General features: G+C 72.5%; 15 protein-coding genes and 1 pseudogene. 10 read left to right on the forward strand and 6 right to left on the reverse strand.

What is annotated here, in order from left to right; genetic code table 11:
- Positions 1-3: 3 nt before the first annotated feature.
- From F9C41_RS02915 to F9C41_RS02950, 8 genes are all read left to right on the forward strand, one after another.
- Positions 4-1,548 carry an amidohydrolase gene (locus F9C41_RS02915; protein WP_155384984.1) on the forward strand — a complete coding sequence of 515 codons (1,545 nt, stop codon included), beginning with the start codon at positions 4-6 and terminating at the stop codon, positions 1,546-1,548.
- Entirely contained in the window at positions 1,535-3,121 is a 1,587-nt protein-coding gene (gene kamD / locus F9C41_RS02920; RefSeq protein ID WP_155384985.1) for a lysine 5,6-aminomutase subunit alpha, read from the forward strand. The genes F9C41_RS02915 and kamD overlap by 14 nt, the downstream gene beginning before the upstream one ends.
- A complete protein-coding gene (gene kamE, locus F9C41_RS02925; protein ID WP_155384986.1) occupies positions 3,118-3,879 on the forward strand; it encodes a lysine 5,6-aminomutase subunit beta in 762 nt (253 codons plus the stop codon). The genes kamD and kamE overlap by 4 nt, the downstream gene beginning before the upstream one ends.
- A complete protein-coding gene (gene kal, locus F9C41_RS02930; protein WP_155368655.1) occupies positions 3,876-4,256 on the forward strand; it encodes a 3-aminobutyryl-CoA ammonia lyase in 381 nt (126 codons plus the stop codon). The genes kamE and kal overlap by 4 nt, the downstream gene beginning before the upstream one ends.
- Positions 4,253-5,587 (forward strand): glutamate mutase L, encoded by a 1,335-nt coding sequence (locus F9C41_RS02935; RefSeq protein WP_155384987.1) that lies wholly within the window; start codon positions 4,253-4,255, stop codon positions 5,585-5,587. Before kal ends, F9C41_RS02935 begins: the two co-directional genes overlap by 4 nt.
- Positions 5,588-6,180: 593 nt before the next feature.
- Positions 6,181-7,770, forward strand: coding sequence for an apolipoprotein N-acyltransferase (gene lnt / locus F9C41_RS02940; RefSeq protein WP_155385420.1), 1,590 nt, complete (start codon positions 6,181-6,183; stop codon positions 7,768-7,770).
- Positions 7,771-7,784: 14 nt separating this feature from the next.
- Positions 7,785-8,570 (forward strand): polyprenol monophosphomannose synthase, encoded by a 786-nt coding sequence (locus tag F9C41_RS02945; protein WP_230689250.1) that lies wholly within the window; start codon positions 7,785-7,787, stop codon positions 8,568-8,570.
- A gap of 34 nt (positions 8,571-8,604) precedes the next feature.
- A complete protein-coding gene (locus F9C41_RS02950; RefSeq protein ID WP_155384988.1) occupies positions 8,605-9,120 on the forward strand; it encodes an FxsA family protein in 516 nt (171 codons plus the stop codon).
- Between the two features lie 51 nt (positions 9,121-9,171).
- On the opposite strand, the gene F9C41_RS02955 is transcribed toward F9C41_RS02950, so the two are convergent.
- Complete coding sequence (locus F9C41_RS02955) at positions 9,172-9,510, reverse strand: RNA polymerase-binding protein RbpA (protein WP_144120007.1); 339 nt, start codon at positions 9,508-9,510, stop codon at positions 9,172-9,174.
- A 184-nt stretch (positions 9,511-9,694) separates the two neighbouring features.
- Here F9C41_RS02955 and F9C41_RS02960 point away from each other — a divergent pair, with 184 nt between their 5' ends.
- Together F9C41_RS02960 and F9C41_RS02965 are read left to right on the forward strand one after the other, a co-directional pair.
- Positions 9,695-11,185: a peptide MFS transporter gene (locus F9C41_RS02960; RefSeq protein ID WP_155384989.1), complete on the forward strand. Its 1,491-nt coding sequence runs from the start codon at positions 9,695-9,697 to the stop codon at positions 11,183-11,185.
- Positions 11,186-11,197: 12 nt separating this feature from the next.
- Entirely contained in the window at positions 11,198-12,157 is a 960-nt protein-coding gene (locus F9C41_RS02965) for a hypothetical protein (protein ID WP_155384990.1), read from the forward strand.
- A 5-nt stretch (positions 12,158-12,162) separates the two neighbouring features.
- On the opposite strand, the gene F9C41_RS02970 is transcribed toward F9C41_RS02965, so the two are convergent.
- From F9C41_RS02970 to F9C41_RS02985, 5 genes and pseudogenes are all read right to left on the reverse strand, one after another.
- Positions 12,163-12,591: a helix-turn-helix domain-containing protein gene (locus F9C41_RS02970; RefSeq protein ID WP_155384991.1), complete on the reverse strand. Its 429-nt coding sequence runs from the start codon at positions 12,589-12,591 to the stop codon at positions 12,163-12,165.
- A gap of 65 nt (positions 12,592-12,656) precedes the next feature.
- A complete protein-coding gene (locus F9C41_RS02975) occupies positions 12,657-13,340 on the reverse strand; it encodes a formylglycine-generating enzyme family protein (protein ID WP_230689251.1) in 684 nt (227 codons plus the stop codon).
- A gap of 184 nt (positions 13,341-13,524) precedes the next feature.
- On the reverse strand, positions 13,525-14,220 hold the full coding sequence (locus F9C41_RS41060) for a maleylpyruvate isomerase N-terminal domain-containing protein (protein WP_230689315.1): 696 nt from the start codon (positions 14,218-14,220) through the stop codon (positions 13,525-13,527).
- Positions 14,206-14,622, reverse strand: a pseudogene (locus tag F9C41_RS41065) (ASCH domain-containing protein); the annotation flags it as partial. The pseudogene F9C41_RS41065 and the gene F9C41_RS41060, both read right to left, overlap by 15 nt.
- Before the next feature lie 46 nt (positions 14,623-14,668).
- On the reverse strand, positions 14,669-15,817 hold the full coding sequence (locus tag F9C41_RS02985; protein ID WP_155384993.1) for an MFS transporter: 1,149 nt from the start codon (positions 15,815-15,817) through the stop codon (positions 14,669-14,671).
- Positions 15,818-15,866 lie beyond the last annotated feature (49 nt).

The following is a 15,866-nucleotide window of genomic DNA, read 5'->3' on the forward strand; positions in this document are numbered from 1 at the left end:
CTCATGCAGATCTCCGCCTTGCCGGCCGAGCGCACGACGCTCTGGCACAACGCCGTTGTCCGCAGCCCCGCTGATCCGGGCGCCACGGCACTGCTCACCCGCGGCCAGCAGCTCGTGTGGCTGGGGCCGCTCGCCGATGCGCCGACCGCCGACCTGCGGGTCGACCTGGGCGGGGCCCTGGTCACGCCGGCTTTCGTCGACGCGCACGTGCACGCCACCGACACCGGCCTGGCCCTGGCCGGGCTGGACCTGTCGGCGGTGCGCAGCGCGTCGGAGCTGCTCAAGGCCGTGGCCGAGTTCGCGTCCGGGCTGGGTCCGGAGGCCGTCGTGCTCGGGCACGGGTTCGACGAGAGCACCTGGGGTGCGGCGCAGACCCCGCCGACCGCGGGCGAGCTGGACCGGGCCGCGGGCGGGCGCAGCGTGTACCTGTCCCAGGCGTCGATCCATTCGGCGCTGGTCTCCTCGGATCTGCTGGCCCTGGCCGCCGACGCGCCGGGTTTCGACGGCTCGGGTTGGGTGCGCCGCGACGCGCACCACGTGGTGCGGGCGGCGGCGTTCGGGCAGATCACCATCGTGCAGCGGCGGGATGCGCAGATGCGGATGCTGCGCCATGCGGCGAGCCTGGGCATCGCGGCGGTGCACGAGTGCGGCGGGCCGGGCACGTCCAGCGAGGACGACTTCACCGAGCTGCTGCGCCTGTCGGGGCAGGGGCTGCCGGAGGTGTACGGGTTCTGGGGCGAGCTGATGGGCGCGGCCAAGGCCCGGGAGCTGGGTGCGGTCGGCGCGGGCGGGGACCTGTACGCCGACGGGGCGCTGGGTTCGCGGACCGCGCATGTCGGCGAGGACTACCTGGACGGCGAGCGCGGCTGCGGGCACGGTTACGTGACCGTCGAGCAGGTGCGCGATCACCTGCTGGACTGCCACCGGCACCGGATGCAGGGCGGTTTCCACGCGATCGGCGACGCGGCGATCTCGACGGTGGTGGCCGGGTTCGCGGCCGCCGACGAGGTGCTGGGCACCGATGCGCTTCGCGATGCCCGGCACCGGGTGGAGCACGCCGAGATCATGGACAAGCGGCTGATCGCCGCGTTCGTGGAGTACGGCATCGTCGCGTCGATGCAGCCGGCGTTCGACCGGCTGTGGGGCGGCGAGCATCAGATGTATGCCCAGCGCCTCGGGGTGGCGCGGAGTCTGGCGTCGAATCCGATGGGGCAGATGCACAACACGGGGGTGGCGCTGGCGTTCGGGTCGGACAGCCCGGTGACGCCGCTGGACCCGTGGGGCAGTGTCCGGGCGGCGATGCAGCATTTCAACACCCATCAGCGGATGAGCGCGAAGTCGGCGTTCGCGGCGCACACCCGCGGCGGCTGGCGTGCGGTGCACCAGGATGCCGAGGGCGTGCTGGTGCCGGGCGCTTCGGCGACGTTCGCGGTGTGGCGTGCCCCGGCCGGGTTGTCCGGCACCCTTCCCAGTCTTGAGCAGCACGATGAGCTGCCGGTCTGTGTCCGTACCGTCCTGCGTGGAGAAACGATCTATGAGCAGCAATAAATTGGGCCTCGACCCGGCGCTGGTGCACCGGGCGCGGGCGTTGGCGGCGAAGGCCGGGCGGCCTGTGGTGGACATGGCGCGTTCGCATACCACCGTTTCGGTGGAGCGGGCGGTGCTGCGGCTGTCCGGGGTGACCGGCGCCGACCCCGACGGCATCCCGTGGGTGAACCGTCTCGTGGACGCGGTGCGCAACGACGTCGGTCTGGGTCACGGTGTGGCGTTGCCGGTGTTCCACGCCCTGGCCGAGCACGGCCTGGAGCCGACGGGGGCGGAGCTGACGCTGCTGGCACAGAAGGCCGCCGCCGGTTCGGTGCGGTTCGACCTGCCCACCGGCAAGGCCGTCACCGCGGCGAAGAAGGCGTCCCGGCGGCAGGTCGCGGCGGGCATCAAGCTGATCGACCGCAACCGCGCCGACCGCGACAAGATGATCAAGCGGTATGGCGATCCGAAGCAGCGGCCGTGGATCTACCTGATCGTGGCGACGGGCGACATCTACGAGGACATCCCGCAGGCGCAGGCCGCGGCCCGCGCGGGCGCGGACGTCATCGCGGTGATCCGCTCCACGGGGCAGTCGCTGCTGGACTACGTGCCCGAGGGCGCGACCCGGGAGGGTTTCGCGGGCACGTACGCCACGCAGGAGAACTTCCGGCTGATGCGGGCGGCGCTGGACGAGTCCAGCAGGGAGCTGGGCCGCTACGTGCGGCTGACCAACTACGCCTCCGGCCTGTGCATGCCCGAGATCGCGACCCTGGCCGGGCTGCAGCGGCTGGACATGATGCTCAACGACTCGATGTACGGCATCCTGTTCCGCGACATCAACCCGATCCGCACGTTCGTGGACCAGCGGTTCTCCCGCCAGATCCACGCCCGCGCCGGGATCATCATCAACACCGGTGAGGACAACTACCTCACCACCGCCGACGCGGTCGAGGCCGCGCACACCGTCACCGTGTCGCAGCTGCTCAACGAGTACTTCGCGCACGAGGCGGGGTTGGCGGACTGGCAGCTCGGGCTCGGGCACGCGTTCGAGATCAACCCGGAGCTGCCGGAGTCGTTCCGCCTCGAACTGGCGCACGCGCTGCTGGCGCGGGAGCTGTTCCCGGACGCGCCGCTGAAGTGGATGCCGCCGACCAAGCACATGACCGGCGACGTGTTCCGGGGCAACCTGCTCGACGGGTTCTTCAACCTGGTCGGGGCGCTGACCGGGCAGGGCATCCTGCTCGTCGGCATGATGACCGAGGCCGTCGTCACGCCGTGGCTGTCGGATCGCGACATCGCGCTGCAGAACGTGCGGTACGTGCTCGGCGCGGCCGGCAACCTGCACGAGGACTTCGTGCCCGCCCCCGACGGGTTCATCCAGCGCCGCGCCCACCAGGTCCTCGACGAGGCCATCGACCTGCTCGAGAAGATCGAGGACGACACGCTGCTCAACGCGATCGCCGACGGCACGTTCGGGATCATGAAGCGGCCCGCGCACCGTGGCAAGGGCCTGGACGGCGTCGCCAAGCACGACGACGGCTACTACAACCCGGCCACCGAGATCCTGGAGACCCCCGGCAAGGAGCAGCAGTGAAGACGGTCATCCGCCCGTACGGCGACACCACCGGCGACGGCATGACCCAGGTCAGCTTCACCCTGCCGCTGCCGCACGACAAGAAGGCCGAAGGCGCGGCGCTGCAGCTCGCGGCGAAGATGGGCCTGGAACCGGCGATGCTCGTGCACGCCAAGCAGATGGGCGACGGCTTCACCTTCTTCGTGATCTACGGCAGCGTCCGGCACCTGGTCGAACTCGACAAGGTCGTGGTCGTCGAGCGCGACTTCCCGCTGCTGACCGCGAAAGAGGTCAACACGGTCGTCAAGCAGAAGCTGCGCCGCAAGCTGTCGGTGGTCGGGGCGTGCATCGGCACCGACGCGCACACCGTCGGCATCGACGCGATCCTGAACCTCAAGGGCATCGCCGGCGAGAAGGGCCTGGAGTACTACCGCGAGCTGAAGGTCGTCAACCTGGGCGCGCAGATCACCGTGCCCGAGCTGGTCGCCGCCGCGAAGGCGGAGAAGGCCGACGCGGTCCTCGTGTCGCAGGTCGTCACGCAGCGCGATGCGCACCTGCACAACACCCGCGAGATGTCGGCGGCGTTCCGGGAGGCCCTGCCGGCCGACAAGCGGCCGCTGCTGATCGTCGGCGGGCCGCGGTTCGACGAGCTGATGACCGACGAACTGGGCGTGGACCGGATCTTCGGCCGCGGCACGACCCCGCGCGAGGTCGCCAGCTACCTGGTCCACGCGCTGATCACCAACAAGGCCGAACGGAAGAAGGCAGTCGCAGCATGAGCGTCGGTTTCACCGTCACGCACCGCAAGTATGTGCCGTACAGCCACGCGCACTACGCGGGCAACCTCGTCGACGGCGCGTACGCCCTGGCCGCGTTCGGCGACGTCGCGACCGAGGTGTGCATCCAGCTCGACGGCGACGAGGGCCTGTTCGCGTCGTACTCCGACGTGCAGTTCAAGGCCCCGATGCGGGCCGGGGACGTGCTGGAGATCGTCGCGACGGTGGCCCGGATGGGCACCCGCAGCCGCACCATCGACTTCGAGGCCCGGGTCGTGTGCCGGGGCCGGCCCGACCGGTCGGAGTCGGCCGCCGAGGTCCTCGACCCGCCGGTCACCGCGGTCACCGCGACCGGCACCGTGGTGGTCCCGCCCAAGTGAGCCTGCTGTGCTGTGTCGACGTCGGGTCGACGTTCACCAAGGCGGCCCTGGTCGACACCGGCAGCGGTGAACTCGTCGCGACCGGTTCGCACCGCACCACCGTCGGCACCGACGTCCTGCACGGCCTCGACGCGGCCGTCGCGGCGACCGGCCGGAACCCGGACGGGCTGCTGGTGTGCTCGTCGGCCGGCGGCGGGCTGCGGCTGGCCGTCGTCGGCTACGAGCGCCTGGTGACGGCGCAGGCCGGGCACCGCGTCGGCCTGTCGGCCGGGTCGCGGGTCGTGCACGTCGCCGCGGGACGCCTCGACCGGGCCGGGCTCGCCGGGCTGCGCGCCGCCCGCCCCGACGTGGTGCTGCTGGTCGGCGGCACCGACGGCGGCGACACCGAGACCATCACCCACAACGCGACCCGGCTGGCCAACGCGCGATGGCGGGTGCCGACGGTGCTGGCGGGCAACGCCGACTGCCGCGAGCAGCTCGCCGCGCTGCTGGCGGACGCGGGGGTGCCGGTCGTCGCGGTCGGCAACGTGCTGCCCGCCATCGGCGTGCTCGACCCCGGCCCGGCGCGGGCCGCGATCCGGCAGGTGTTCCTGCAGCACGTCATCGGCGGCAAGAAGCTGTCCCGGGGGCCGCGGTTCGCGTCGCTGGTACGGGCGGCGACACCGGACGCGGTGCTGTCCGGCGTCGAGCTGCTGGCCGCCCGCGCGGGGGAGGACCTGCTGGTCGTCGACGTCGGCGGGGCCACCACCGACGTGTACTCGGTGCTCACGCCCGACGCCGAGCAGCTGGCCGGGGTGCGTGACGAGGTCGCCGGGGTGATGTGGGCGGCCCGCACCGTCGAGGGCGACCTCGGCATGCGCTGGTCCGCGCCCGGTGTGGTGGCCGCCGCCGCGCTGGAGAAGATCATCGGGCCGGATGAGGCGCAGGTTCTGGAACTCGCCGCGGCGGCGCGCGCCGAGCATCCCGGATACGTCGCCGACGACGGCGTCGAACGGGCCGTCGACCAGCGGTTGGCCGAGTTGGCCGTCACGGTCGCGTTGCGCCGCCACGCCCGCGGCGAGGCCGTCGTCGCCGGGGGTCCCCGGCGCGGCGGGCGTGACCTGCGTGCGGTGCGGACCGCGATCGGGTCCGGCGGCGTGCTGCGGCACAGCCCGCCGCAGGTCGCCCAGGCCGTGCTCGGCGCGGGACTGGGTGACACCGCCGGCGGCTGGGCGCTGCCGCGGGCCGCCCGCACGGTCGTCGACGTGTCCTACATTCTGGCCGCGGCAGGACTTCTCTCGGTGGAACATCCCGACGCCGCGGCCGCGCTGCTCGCCGCTGAACTGGGCTGACGTACCAGAATGCGGTGCTCGTCACGGTGGGTGACCACATCGTGAAATTGACCGTGCGAGGCCGCGCCGGTACCGTCGTGAGGTCCTCCACCGTGCCTGCCGCCTCCCCGGCGGGCGTCGCCGATCCGGCGGCCGGGCACGGCAGGCGCCAGCACCGATCAGTAGAAAACGATCGGCACCGGGTCAGGCCCCGGACGCCGATCGGCCCGAAGGTCGAGCGCTGGCGCCGTTGGAGTTGGGAGTGCGGGGCGCGGCCGATTGCGGCCGCGCCCCGGCCTTTGCCCTGCCCCGTGCCCCACGCCGCCGAGCGTGCTGCGGTTTCGGGGAAAGTGGCCTTTTCTCCGTGTCGCAACGTGCAGTTTCCCCAAAACTGCGTGCCCTGATCCCGTGCGCCCGGCGAGGGCGGGGGAGGGTGGTGGAAGGGGTGAGGGCGCCTGGGTGGGCTGTGTAGCCTTGCACCGGCACCCGGCCGCCGATCTTGGCGCGGGTGGCGTACTTGCGCGCCCGGGTGGCGAAAGATTGGTGACGTGGTGACTGTGCAGACCCTCGCTCCGGCGAACGGCGAAACCGGGCCGGACGGCGTGCCCAGCGGCATGACCGCCGGCGGACCCGCGCCGCTGCGGCTGCCCGTGGCGCTGGCCCTGTCGGTCGCCGCCGGGCTGGCGCTGCTGGTCGCGTTCCCGCTGTACGGCCTGTGGTGGACCGCGCCGATCGGCGTGGCGCTGCTGGCCCTGGCGGTGCGCGGGCGCAGGCTGCGGGCCGGGTTCGGGCTGGGCTTGATCACCGGGGCGGTGTTCTTCGGGCCGCTGCTGGCCTGGACCAACCTGCACGTCGGCTACGCCCCGTGGATCCTGCTCACCCTGTTCCAGGCCACCTACCTGGGGCTGCTGGGCATGGCGCTGGCCTGGATCAGCCCGCTCGCGCGGCGCAGGCCGTGGCTGTGGCCGGCCGGGATCGCGCTGCTGTGGGTCGCCCAGGAGGCGCTGCGCGACCGGGCCCCGTTCGGCGGGTTCCCGTGGGGGCGGCTAGCGTTCAGCCAGGCCGACGCCCCGACCCTGGCCCTGGCCGGATACGGCGGCGCGCCGCTGGTCACGTTCGCCGTCGCGGCGGCCGGCGGGCTGCTCGCGTACGCCCTCGGGCAGGTCGGCGCACGGGCCTGGACCCGTGCCGCCGCCGCGACCGCCGGAGGCCTCGCGGTCATGCTGCTCGGCCTGGTCCTGCCCGCCACCACCCCGGACGGCCCCGCCGTCACCGTGGCCGTGGTGCAGGGCAACGTGCCGCGGCTGGGCCTGGACTTCAACGCCCAGCGCCAGGCCGTGCTCAACAACCACGTCGCCGCCACCATGGTGCTGGCCGAACGGGTCCGCGCCGGGCAGGCCAAGCAGCCCGACCTGGTCGTGTGGCCGGAGAACGCCTCCGACATAGACCCCCTGCGCAACCCGAGCGCCGCCGACGCGATCAACACCGCCGCCCGGGCGATCAACGCCCCGATCCTGGTCGGCGCGGTGCTGTCCGGCCCGGAGCAGGGCCAGTCCCGCAACGCCGGCCTGGTCTGGCCCGCCGACCTCGCGCCCGGCGCGCAGCCCGAGCAGATGTACCTCAAGCAGCACCCGGTGCCGTTCGCCGAGTACCTGCCGCTGCGCCCGATCGTCGAACCGATCGCGCAGGCCGTCACGAACCAGGCCAAGCTGCTGCGCACCGACTTCGTCGCGGGCACCGCCCCCGGCGTGCTCACCCTCGGCCCGGCGAAGGTCGGCGACGTGATCTGCTTCGAGGTCGCCTACGACGACGTGGTACGCGACACCGTGCTGGCCGGCGCGCAGCTGCTCGCGGTGCAGACCAACAACGCGACCTTCGACGAGTCCGAGGCGATGCAGCAGATGGCGATGGTGCGGCTGCGGGCCGTCGAACACGGCCGGGACAGCCTCATGGCCTCAACTGTCGGTGTGTCCGGATTTGTAACTGCCGACGGAAATGTGCATGATGCATCTGGTTTCAACACCGATGCGGTACTGGTGCGCGACCTGCACCTCGGCTCCGGCACCACGCCGGCGACGAACGTGGGGCCGTGGCCGGAGTACCTGCTGACGCTCGCGGCGCTCGCGCTGCTGATCGCGGCGGGCGTGGCGCGCAGGCGTCGCCCCGCGCCGGTGGAGGACACTGGACAGGCAGTATCGGCATAAACGTGGAGGTCCCGGTGAACGGCAACGAGGCGGAGATCGGGTATCCCGGCGTAGGCCGGGTGCTGGTGATCATTCCGACGTACAACGAGTCGGAGAACGTCCGGTTGATCGTCCCCCGGGTGCGCCGGGCCACGCCCGAGGTCGACATCCTGATCGCCGACGACAACAGCCCCGACGGCACCGGGGCGATCGCCGACGAGATGGCCGCCGCCGACGACCACGTCAAGGTGCTGCACCGGCCCGGCAAGCAGGGCCTGGGCGCGGCGTACATCGCCGGCTTCGACTGGGCCCACGAGCACGGCTACGACGCCGTCGTCGAGATGGACGCCGACGGCTCGCACGCCCCGGAGGAGCTGCCGCGGCTGCTCGACGCGCTGCGCGGCGCCGACGCGGTCATCGGCTCCCGCTGGGTGCGCGGCGGCAAGGTGATCAACTGGCCGGTGCGCAGGCTCATCCTGTCGCGCGGCGCGAACCTCTACACCCGCGTGGTGATGGGCATGGGCGTCAAGGACGCCACCGGCGGCTACCGCGCCTACCGGCTGCCCGTCCTTCGCAAGATCGACGTGGAGACGGTGACCTCGCGCGGCTACAGCTTCCAGGTCGAGCTGACCTACCGCACCCACCGGCACGGCTTCCGCATCGCGGAGGTGCCGATCACGTTCGCCGAGCGCGAGCACGGCGTGTCCAAGATGAGCGGCTCCATCATCAAGGAGGCGCTGTGGAAGGTCACGGTGTGGGGTGCGCAGTCCCGCCGCGAGTCGGTGCGGCGTATGTTCAAGCCGAGTGACCGCTGGCCGTGATCCCGTGCCGGCCCGACCGGCTGGAGGTGACCGGATGCGCAGACTGCGGTGGGTGCCGCTGGCCGTGCTGCTGCTGGGCGCGGTGGAGTTCGCCGTCTTCTGGGGCGTCAGCCGCCTGATCGGCATCGGCGCGACGCTGCTGCTGGCGATCGGCCTGATGCTGCTCGGCGCGTTCCTGCTGCGCAAGGAGGGGCTGTCGGCCTGGCGGCGGCTGCGTGAGGCGCGGCTTTCCGGGCAGACCCGCGGCGATCAAGCCGTCGACGGCGTGGTCGGCCTGATCGCGGCCCTGCTGCTGATCATCCCAGGGCTGCTGACCGCGGCCGTCGGGCTGCTGCTGCTGATCCCGCCGGTGCGCCGGCTGGCCCGCGGGCGGGTGCGCGCCGCGACCGAGAAGCGCATCCCGGCGTCGGCCGCCAACAGCGTGTTCGGGCCGAGGAAGGTCCGGGTCAGCACCCCGCACGACCCGCACCACCAACCCCACCCGCCACAGCCGCCCGCCGCGGGCCGCCCCGGGCCGTCCGAGGTCATCGAGGGCGAGATCGTCGACTGACAGCACGAAGGCGCCCGCCCCGGATTCGGGGCGGGCGCCTTCGAAGTGTGCTCAGCGGCCGCGTCTGGTGCGCACGTCGGCCAGGCGCTCGTTGAGGATCTCGTCGAGCTCGGTCATCGACCGGCGTTCCAGCAGCATGTCCCAGTGCGTACGCGGAGGCTTGACCTTCTTCTGCTCCGGCTCGGTGCCGTCGACCAGGCGTGCCACGCTCCCGTCGAACTTGCATTCCCAGGTCGCGGGCACTTCGGCCTCGACCGCGAACGGCACCTCGAAGCGGTGGCCCTGGGCGCACAGGAACTCGCGCATCTGACGCGGCGCGAGTTCGGTGTTGCGCTCGGACTCGTAGCTGACGGCCCCCAGGCGGCTTCCCCGCAACATCCGATCGCCCATGTCAGCTCCTCACACTCGTATGGCTTCCGGGTGTTGCAACGACTTGACCGCCCGGACGATTCCCCACCATGACACACGCCGCAGCCGCCGCCGATTCCGGAGAGCGCCTCATGTGTGCCTTAGCAGCGCGATATCGTCCGATTGGACCAGTTTTGCGGGGTACATCACATCCGGGGGTAACACGATGGCCACCACGGCGGTGCCGGCATCGGGCAAACCGGTCAAGACCTGGCTCGGACACCCCGGCGGCCTGGTCGTGCTGTTCCTCACCGAGATGTGGGAGCGGTTCAGCTACTACGGCATGCGGGCCATCCTCACCCTGTTCCTGGCCGCCGAACTGACCGACGGCGGCTTCGGCATGGAAGACGTCGCCGCCGCGTCGCTCTACTCCATCTACGTCTCGATGGTCTACTTCACGGCCCTGCCCGGCGGCTGGATCGCCGACCGGATCCTCGGCACCCGCCGCAGCGTGCTGTGGGGCGGCATCATCATCGCGCTGGGCCACTACTCCCTGGCGTTCTCCGCCCGGTCCATGTTCTACCTCGGCCTCGTGCTCATCGTGCTCGGCACCGGCCTGCTCAAACCCAACATCTCCGCCATGGTCGGCGAGCTCTACGACAAGCACCCCGAGATGCACGAGTCCCGCCGCGACGCCGGGTTCACGCTGTTCTACCTGGGCATCAACCTGGGCGCGTTCTTCGCCCCGCTGCTGACCGGCATCTTCGCCGCCCGCAACGACTGGCACGTGGCGTTCGGCATCGCCGCGGTCGGCATGACCATCGCCGTGATCCAGTACCTGGCCGGCTACCGCCGCCTGGAGGGCGTCGGCCTCAAGGCGCACAAGCCGCTGCAGACCCACGAACGCAACAAGATCCTGAAGATCGCCGCGATCGTGACGGCCGTCGTGGTGGTGCTCCTGGCGATCGACATCGCGGCGGGCACCTTCAACGCCGACCACGTCAAGAACGCGCTCACGATCCTGGCGCTGGTCGTGCCCGCGCTGTACTTCATCATGATGTTCCGCGACCGGACTCTGACCCACCAGGAACGCTCCCGCATCAGCGCCTATGTGTGGATCTTCATCGGGGCGGCGCTGTTCTGGATGATCTACGACCAGGCCGGCAGCCTGGTCAGCCTGTTCACCAACGAGAAGGTCGACCGGCAGGTCGGCAGCTTCGAGATTCCCACGGCCTGGTTCCAGTCCGTCAACCCGGTGCTGATCCTGCTGCTCGCGCCCGTGTTCGCGTGGATGTGGACCAGACTGGACCGCCGCCAGCCCGGCACCCCGGTCAAGTTCTCCCTGGCCCTGCTCGGCATCGGCCTGTCGTTCCTGGTGATGGGGACAGCCGGGGCGCTGGCCGCACGCGGGCTGATCTCGCCGTGGTGGATCGTGCTGGTGTATCTCATCCAGACCTGCGCCGAGCTGCTGCTGTCGCCGGTCGGGCTGTCCGTCACCACCAAACTCGCCCCGCTGCGCTACGCCAGCCAGGTGATGGGCCTGTGGTTCCTGGCCACCGCGGCCGGCAACGCGCTCAACACCTGGGTCACCCCGCTCAACGCCAAACTGTCCGACGCCGCGTACTACGGCCTGCTGGGCGCGCTGGCCATCATCGTCGGCGTCTGCTTCTGGTTCGGCGCCCGCCGGATCGGCGAACTGATGTCCGGCGTGCACTGAGAGGCGACACCGATGACCACCACCACTGCCGGGACGATCACCGTCGAGCAGCTGCGCGACGAGGTGAGGGCGCTGGCCGGGCGCTGCCTGTGCGACCCGGTGACCGAGCTGTTCGGGCCGCTGCTGGAGACCCAGGAACGCGTCTTCAGCCGGCTCGAGAACGACCCGGTCCCCGAGCACCTGCACGAGCTGTACCTGCTGGCAGGGCTCGTGTCCGGGATGCTGGCCAAGGCCCACCACGACCTCGACCGCGAGCACCAGGCGATGTCGCTGGCCCGGATGGCGTACGTGTGCGCCGACAACGCCGGCCACGCCGGGCTGCGGGCGTGGAGCCGCGGGCTGCAGAGCCTGCTGGCGTACTCCGGGGGCCGGCCCCAGGAGGCGGCCGCGTTCGCCGACTGCGGCGCGCGCATCGCCGTCGAGCAGACCGGGTCGGTCGCCTCGTGGCTGGCCTGCGGCCTGGCTCGCGCGCTGGCGCGGCTCGGCGCGGCCGAACCCGCCCGGCTGGCCCTGGCCCGCGCTGAGGACCTGCGCGAGCACCATGTCCACGACGACCTCGACGCGCTCGGCGGGATCTTCCTGTTCACCCCGGCCCGCCAGCACCACTACGCCGCCGACACGTACGCCTGTCTGCCCGAGCAGGCCGACCGGGCGGTCCACGAGGCCACCCGGTCGATCGCCCTGTATGCCGCCGCGCCGCCCGAGCAGCGCTCCTTCGGCGACGAGGCGGGCGCCCGGTGCGTGCTGGCGCTGACCCGGGTGCGCGCCGGGGACGCCGCCGCGGCCCGCGATGCGCTCGGCCCGGTGCTGCGTCTGGACCTGCCCCGCCGCACCGCCGAGGTGATGGCCGGGATGGCCCGGGTCGGCGACGCGCTGCGCCACCCTCGCTTCGTCGACGTGCCCGAAGCCCGCGACCTGCGTGAGCAGATCGAATGGTTCGCCCAGCGCCCCGCGTCCGCGCTGTCCAGCTGATCCGGTCAGGACTCCAGGATCGCGTCGGTGAGCCGGAGGAGTTCGGCGGTGTTGGCGGCCCCGCCGAGCAGCATGAGGCGCAGCCGGGCCCGCTGTTCGTCGTAGACGCTCTGCACGCGCAGCGGGCCGTCGTCGTCACGGCGACCGCTGACCGCGGCGGTGAGCAGGGTCGTCAGCCGGTCGGCGTCGGAGCGGGAGATCGCGTCGACGGACACCACCGCGGACACCTCGACGTGGCGGCTGCGGCGTGCCTGCTCGCCTACGGTCGCGGGCACCGGGCCGCCGGTCAGCGCGGCCAGGTCCGCGGCGCTGATGCGGTACTGCTTGCCGATCCGCACCGCCTTGAGGCGGCCCTCGCGCACGTAGTTGCGCACCGTCTTGACGTGCAGGCCGAGACGCTCGGCGACCTGCTCGACCGAGTACAGCTCCGACATCGGCTTTCTCCACGGTGAGTGCGGGCCCGCCCGGCCACGGGCGGGCGACGGCGGGGTCGAACCGCTCAGCCCGAGCGGGCGAGGCGGAAGCCGAGATCGTCGATGTGGAACGCGGGATGGCTGCGCCGGCGGCACGACGCCCGCAGCCCGCGGGGCAGGTCCTGCCAGCCGCCGCCGCGGAAGACGCGGTACGGGCCGTAGACGCGCGGGTCGTAGACGTCCCAGCACCACTCCCACACGTTGCCGATCATGTCGTGCAGGCCCCACGCGTTCGGGGCCCTGGTGCCGACGTCATGGGCGGCGCCGCCGGAGTTGGCCCGGTGCCAGGCGGTCGCGTCAAGGTCGCCGTAGCGCTCGCCGGTGCTCCCGGCGCGGCCGGCGTACTCCCACTCGGCCTCGGTCGGCAGCCGGTAGCCGCCGGCGTCCGGGTCGCAGGTCACGTCGAGGCCGTCGGGGTCGTCGCCGAGGGTGTAGCACGGCGTGCGGCCGGTCGCCGCCGACAGCTCGTTGCAGAACCGGACCGCGTCCAGCCACGACACGTCGGTCACCGGCACCCGCGGCGACGCGGCGATCCCGCCGCGCAGCGCCTCGTGCAGCTCGCGGGTCACCGGGTGCGCTGCCAGCAGGAACGGCGCGACGTCGACGCGCCAGGTCCGTCCGGTGCCCTCGTCGCGCAGGTCGATGTGCCCGGCCGGGATTTCGATCATGTCGCCGACACGGGCCGACAGCGATGTTGCTTCCCGTAACATCCCGCATCCTTCCCCGCTCGTCGCCGAATTGCAGGCTATCACTCCCTATCGCGCCGTTCCAAAGCGGCGTTAGGGAGTGTTGGGGAACCTTACGTCGCCGACGAGCAGCCCGTCCGCGCGCCACGGGACCGGGGGCCGGCACCAACGCGACACCGCCCACGCGACCGGCTGCGGATGGCGCATCTCAGCCGAGCGTCAGCCAGGTGATGCCCAGTTCCTGCAACCGGGCGCGCTCGGCGTCGGACAGGGCCACCCGGCCGGTGGCACGACGCAGCAGCCCGGCCCGGTCCACGCCCAGCTCACGGGCCGTGAGAGGCGCGGACGACCCGAACAGCAGGCCCTCTACGACCCCGGCGGCCTGCGGGGTGAGCCACGGCGCGACGCCGAGGGCGTCGGCCAGGTCCAGGCCGTGCACTGCCAGCTCGACGACCCGGGTGACCTGGAAGTCGGTCAGCCGCATCGGGTCGCCGTGGCGGGTGGTGACCAGCCGCGACCCCGGCGTGCCGGCGACCCGCGCCACCACCTGCGCAGCCTGCTCCTCGAACCAGCCGATCAGCTCCGCCGCAGTGCGCCGCTCGGCGAAGTCCTGCGCGGAGTCGACCCGTTCGCGGTCGGCCGGCGGGCTGAAACGCTCGTCGGGGGAGTAGTAGCGCGCCGTGTCGACCGGCGGGCCGGGCGGCGGCGGCGCGTCGAGCATCGCCAGGGTGCGCGACAGCGCGATCGCGGCGTGCGCGAACTCGCCGCGCACCGTCCACGGCGGGCAGCAGGTGAGCCGGTCCAGGTCCGCGGGCGGGGCGGCGCGCAGCGCCGCGGCCAGCGCGGCCGACTCCGCGGCGACCGCGGCGTCGACCGTGGTCGCGTCCGGGATCAGCGACACCACGCGGAACCGCTCGGCCACCGCGACCGTGTCGTCGTCCACCGTGAAGTCCGGCTGCCCCAGGTAGCCGCGCATCTCGTCGGAGTGCCAGAAGCTCTCGTGCCCGGCCCGCCAGTCGGCGACCGAGGCATAACCCTCGCCCTCGTCGATCGCGTGCGCTAGGTCGATCTCGCCGAGCGGCACCTGCCGCACCTCGGTGACCTCGAGGATCGCCAGCGGCTGCCCGTCGGAGCCGATCAGCGTCGACCGCTGGCCGGGCAGGGGCAGCGGCTCGGCGTCATGCTCGTATCCGAGCAGCAGCCCCGTCGAGGAGGTCTTGCTCCCGTCCAGCACCGCAGCCACCAGCTTGTCCCGCAACGGCCCCGGAAATCCCAGCTCGTAATCGCTCAGCGAGTCGTAGACCACGCCGCCAGCCTAGATCCGGCGTCGACCCGATTTTCCGGCGATCGGGTCAGCCGGGCTCGGCGGGGGTCAGCGGCGCGGCGAGCAGGGCCAGCGCGCCCGCGAGGGCGAACGCGGCGCCGTAGCCGACCGGCGCGATGAGCAGACCCAGCACGGCCGGGGTGAGCGCCGCGCCGACATTCTGGACGGTGTTCTGCGTGCCCAGGGCACGCCCGGCCCAGACCGGCCCGGCGTGTTCGGCCACCGCGGTGTAGGACAGGCCGTTGCCGCTCATCGACACCGCGACCGCCAGCACCAGCAGCGGCGCGGTCAGGCCCGACCCGGCCTGCGTCGCCGCGGCGACCAGCAGCACCACGGCCGCGTTGGCCACGGCCAGCTGCCGCATCGGGCGCAACCGGCTGGCGACCGCATCGGACCAGCGCCCGCACGCCAGCCTTCCCGCACCGCCGAGCAGGTACGCCACGGCAGCGGCCTGCCCGGCCGCGATCTCCGACCAGCCGCGCTCGCCCACCAGGTACGCCACCGCGAAGACGCTGGTGGTGAACTGCGGGACGACCAGCAGCAGGCTGGCCCCGTGGATGCGCCACAGGCCCGGCGTCCGGTACGGCGAACCCGCCGCGGCCACCGCCGCCTGCCCCGGCCGGGGCGGGTCGACCACGAGCAGCCCCACGGCCAGCGTCGACACCAGACACACCGCGGCGCACACCAGCAGCACCCCGCGCACCCCGTACGCCCCCACGACCAGCGGTGTGCCCAGCCCGGCCAGCGCGCCGGAGATCGGCAGCGCGGTCTGGCGCAGCCCCATCGCGAACCCGCGCCGCTGCGGCGGGAACCAGCCCAGCACCACCCGGCCGCTGGCCGCGTTGCCGGACGCGCACGCGGCCCCGACCAGCGTCAGCGTCACGCCGAGCGCCGCCAGGCCGGTGGCGTACGCCGCCGCGGTCAGCGACAGCGTCGCGCAGGTCAGCCCGACGGTCATGGTCAGGCGCTCGCCGTACCGGTCGGCGCACCAGCCCCAGGCGATCAGCGCCAGCACCATGCCCGCGCTCGGCGCGCCCAGCAGCAGCCCCACGTCGCCGAGCCCGAACCCCTGCGCGCGCAACGCCGGCACCAGCAGGATCAGCGCGCCGGTCGGCAGATAGCAGGCGCCCTGGGCGAGCATGCCCAGCCCGAGCATCAGCCAGCGGTTCGCCCCCATCGGCTGACGGTATGCGGGCGGCGGCCGGTCCCGATACGTGATCCTCGTC

Source organism: Catellatospora paridis, from assembly GCF_009720365.1.
GTDB lineage: Bacteria > Actinomycetota > Actinomycetes > Mycobacteriales > Micromonosporaceae > Catellatospora > Catellatospora paridis.

Excerpts from the sequence above, each read along its gene's own strand:
- F9C41_RS02915 (WP_155384984.1), top strand. The coding sequence starts at position 4 with ATGCAGATCTCCGCCTTGCCGGCCGAGCGCACGACGCTCTGGCACAAC.
- kamD (WP_155384985.1), top strand. The coding sequence starts at position 1,535 with ATGAGCAGCAATAAATTGGGCCTCGACCCGGCGCTGGTGCACCGGGCG.
- kal (WP_155368655.1), top strand. The coding sequence starts at position 3,876 with ATGAGCGTCGGTTTCACCGTCACGCACCGCAAGTATGTGCCGTACAGC.
- lnt (WP_155385420.1), top strand. The coding sequence starts at position 6,181 with ATGACCGCCGGCGGACCCGCGCCGCTGCGGCTGCCCGTGGCGCTGGCC.
- F9C41_RS02950 (WP_155384988.1), top strand. The coding sequence starts at position 8,605 with ATGCGCAGACTGCGGTGGGTGCCGCTGGCCGTGCTGCTGCTGGGCGCG.
- F9C41_RS02955 (WP_144120007.1), bottom strand. The coding sequence starts at position 9,510 with ATGGGCGATCGGATGTTGCGGGGAAGCCGCCTGGGGGCCGTCAGCTAC.
- F9C41_RS02960 (WP_155384989.1), top strand. The coding sequence starts at position 9,695 with ATGGCCACCACGGCGGTGCCGGCATCGGGCAAACCGGTCAAGACCTGG.
- F9C41_RS02965 (WP_155384990.1), top strand. The coding sequence starts at position 11,198 with ATGACCACCACCACTGCCGGGACGATCACCGTCGAGCAGCTGCGCGAC.
- F9C41_RS02970 (WP_155384991.1), bottom strand. The coding sequence starts at position 12,591 with ATGTCGGAGCTGTACTCGGTCGAGCAGGTCGCCGAGCGTCTCGGCCTG.
- F9C41_RS02975 (WP_230689251.1), bottom strand. The coding sequence starts at position 13,340 with ATGTTACGGGAAGCAACATCGCTGTCGGCCCGTGTCGGCGACATGATC.
- F9C41_RS02985 (WP_155384993.1), bottom strand. The coding sequence starts at position 15,817 with ATGGGGGCGAACCGCTGGCTGATGCTCGGGCTGGGCATGCTCGCCCAG.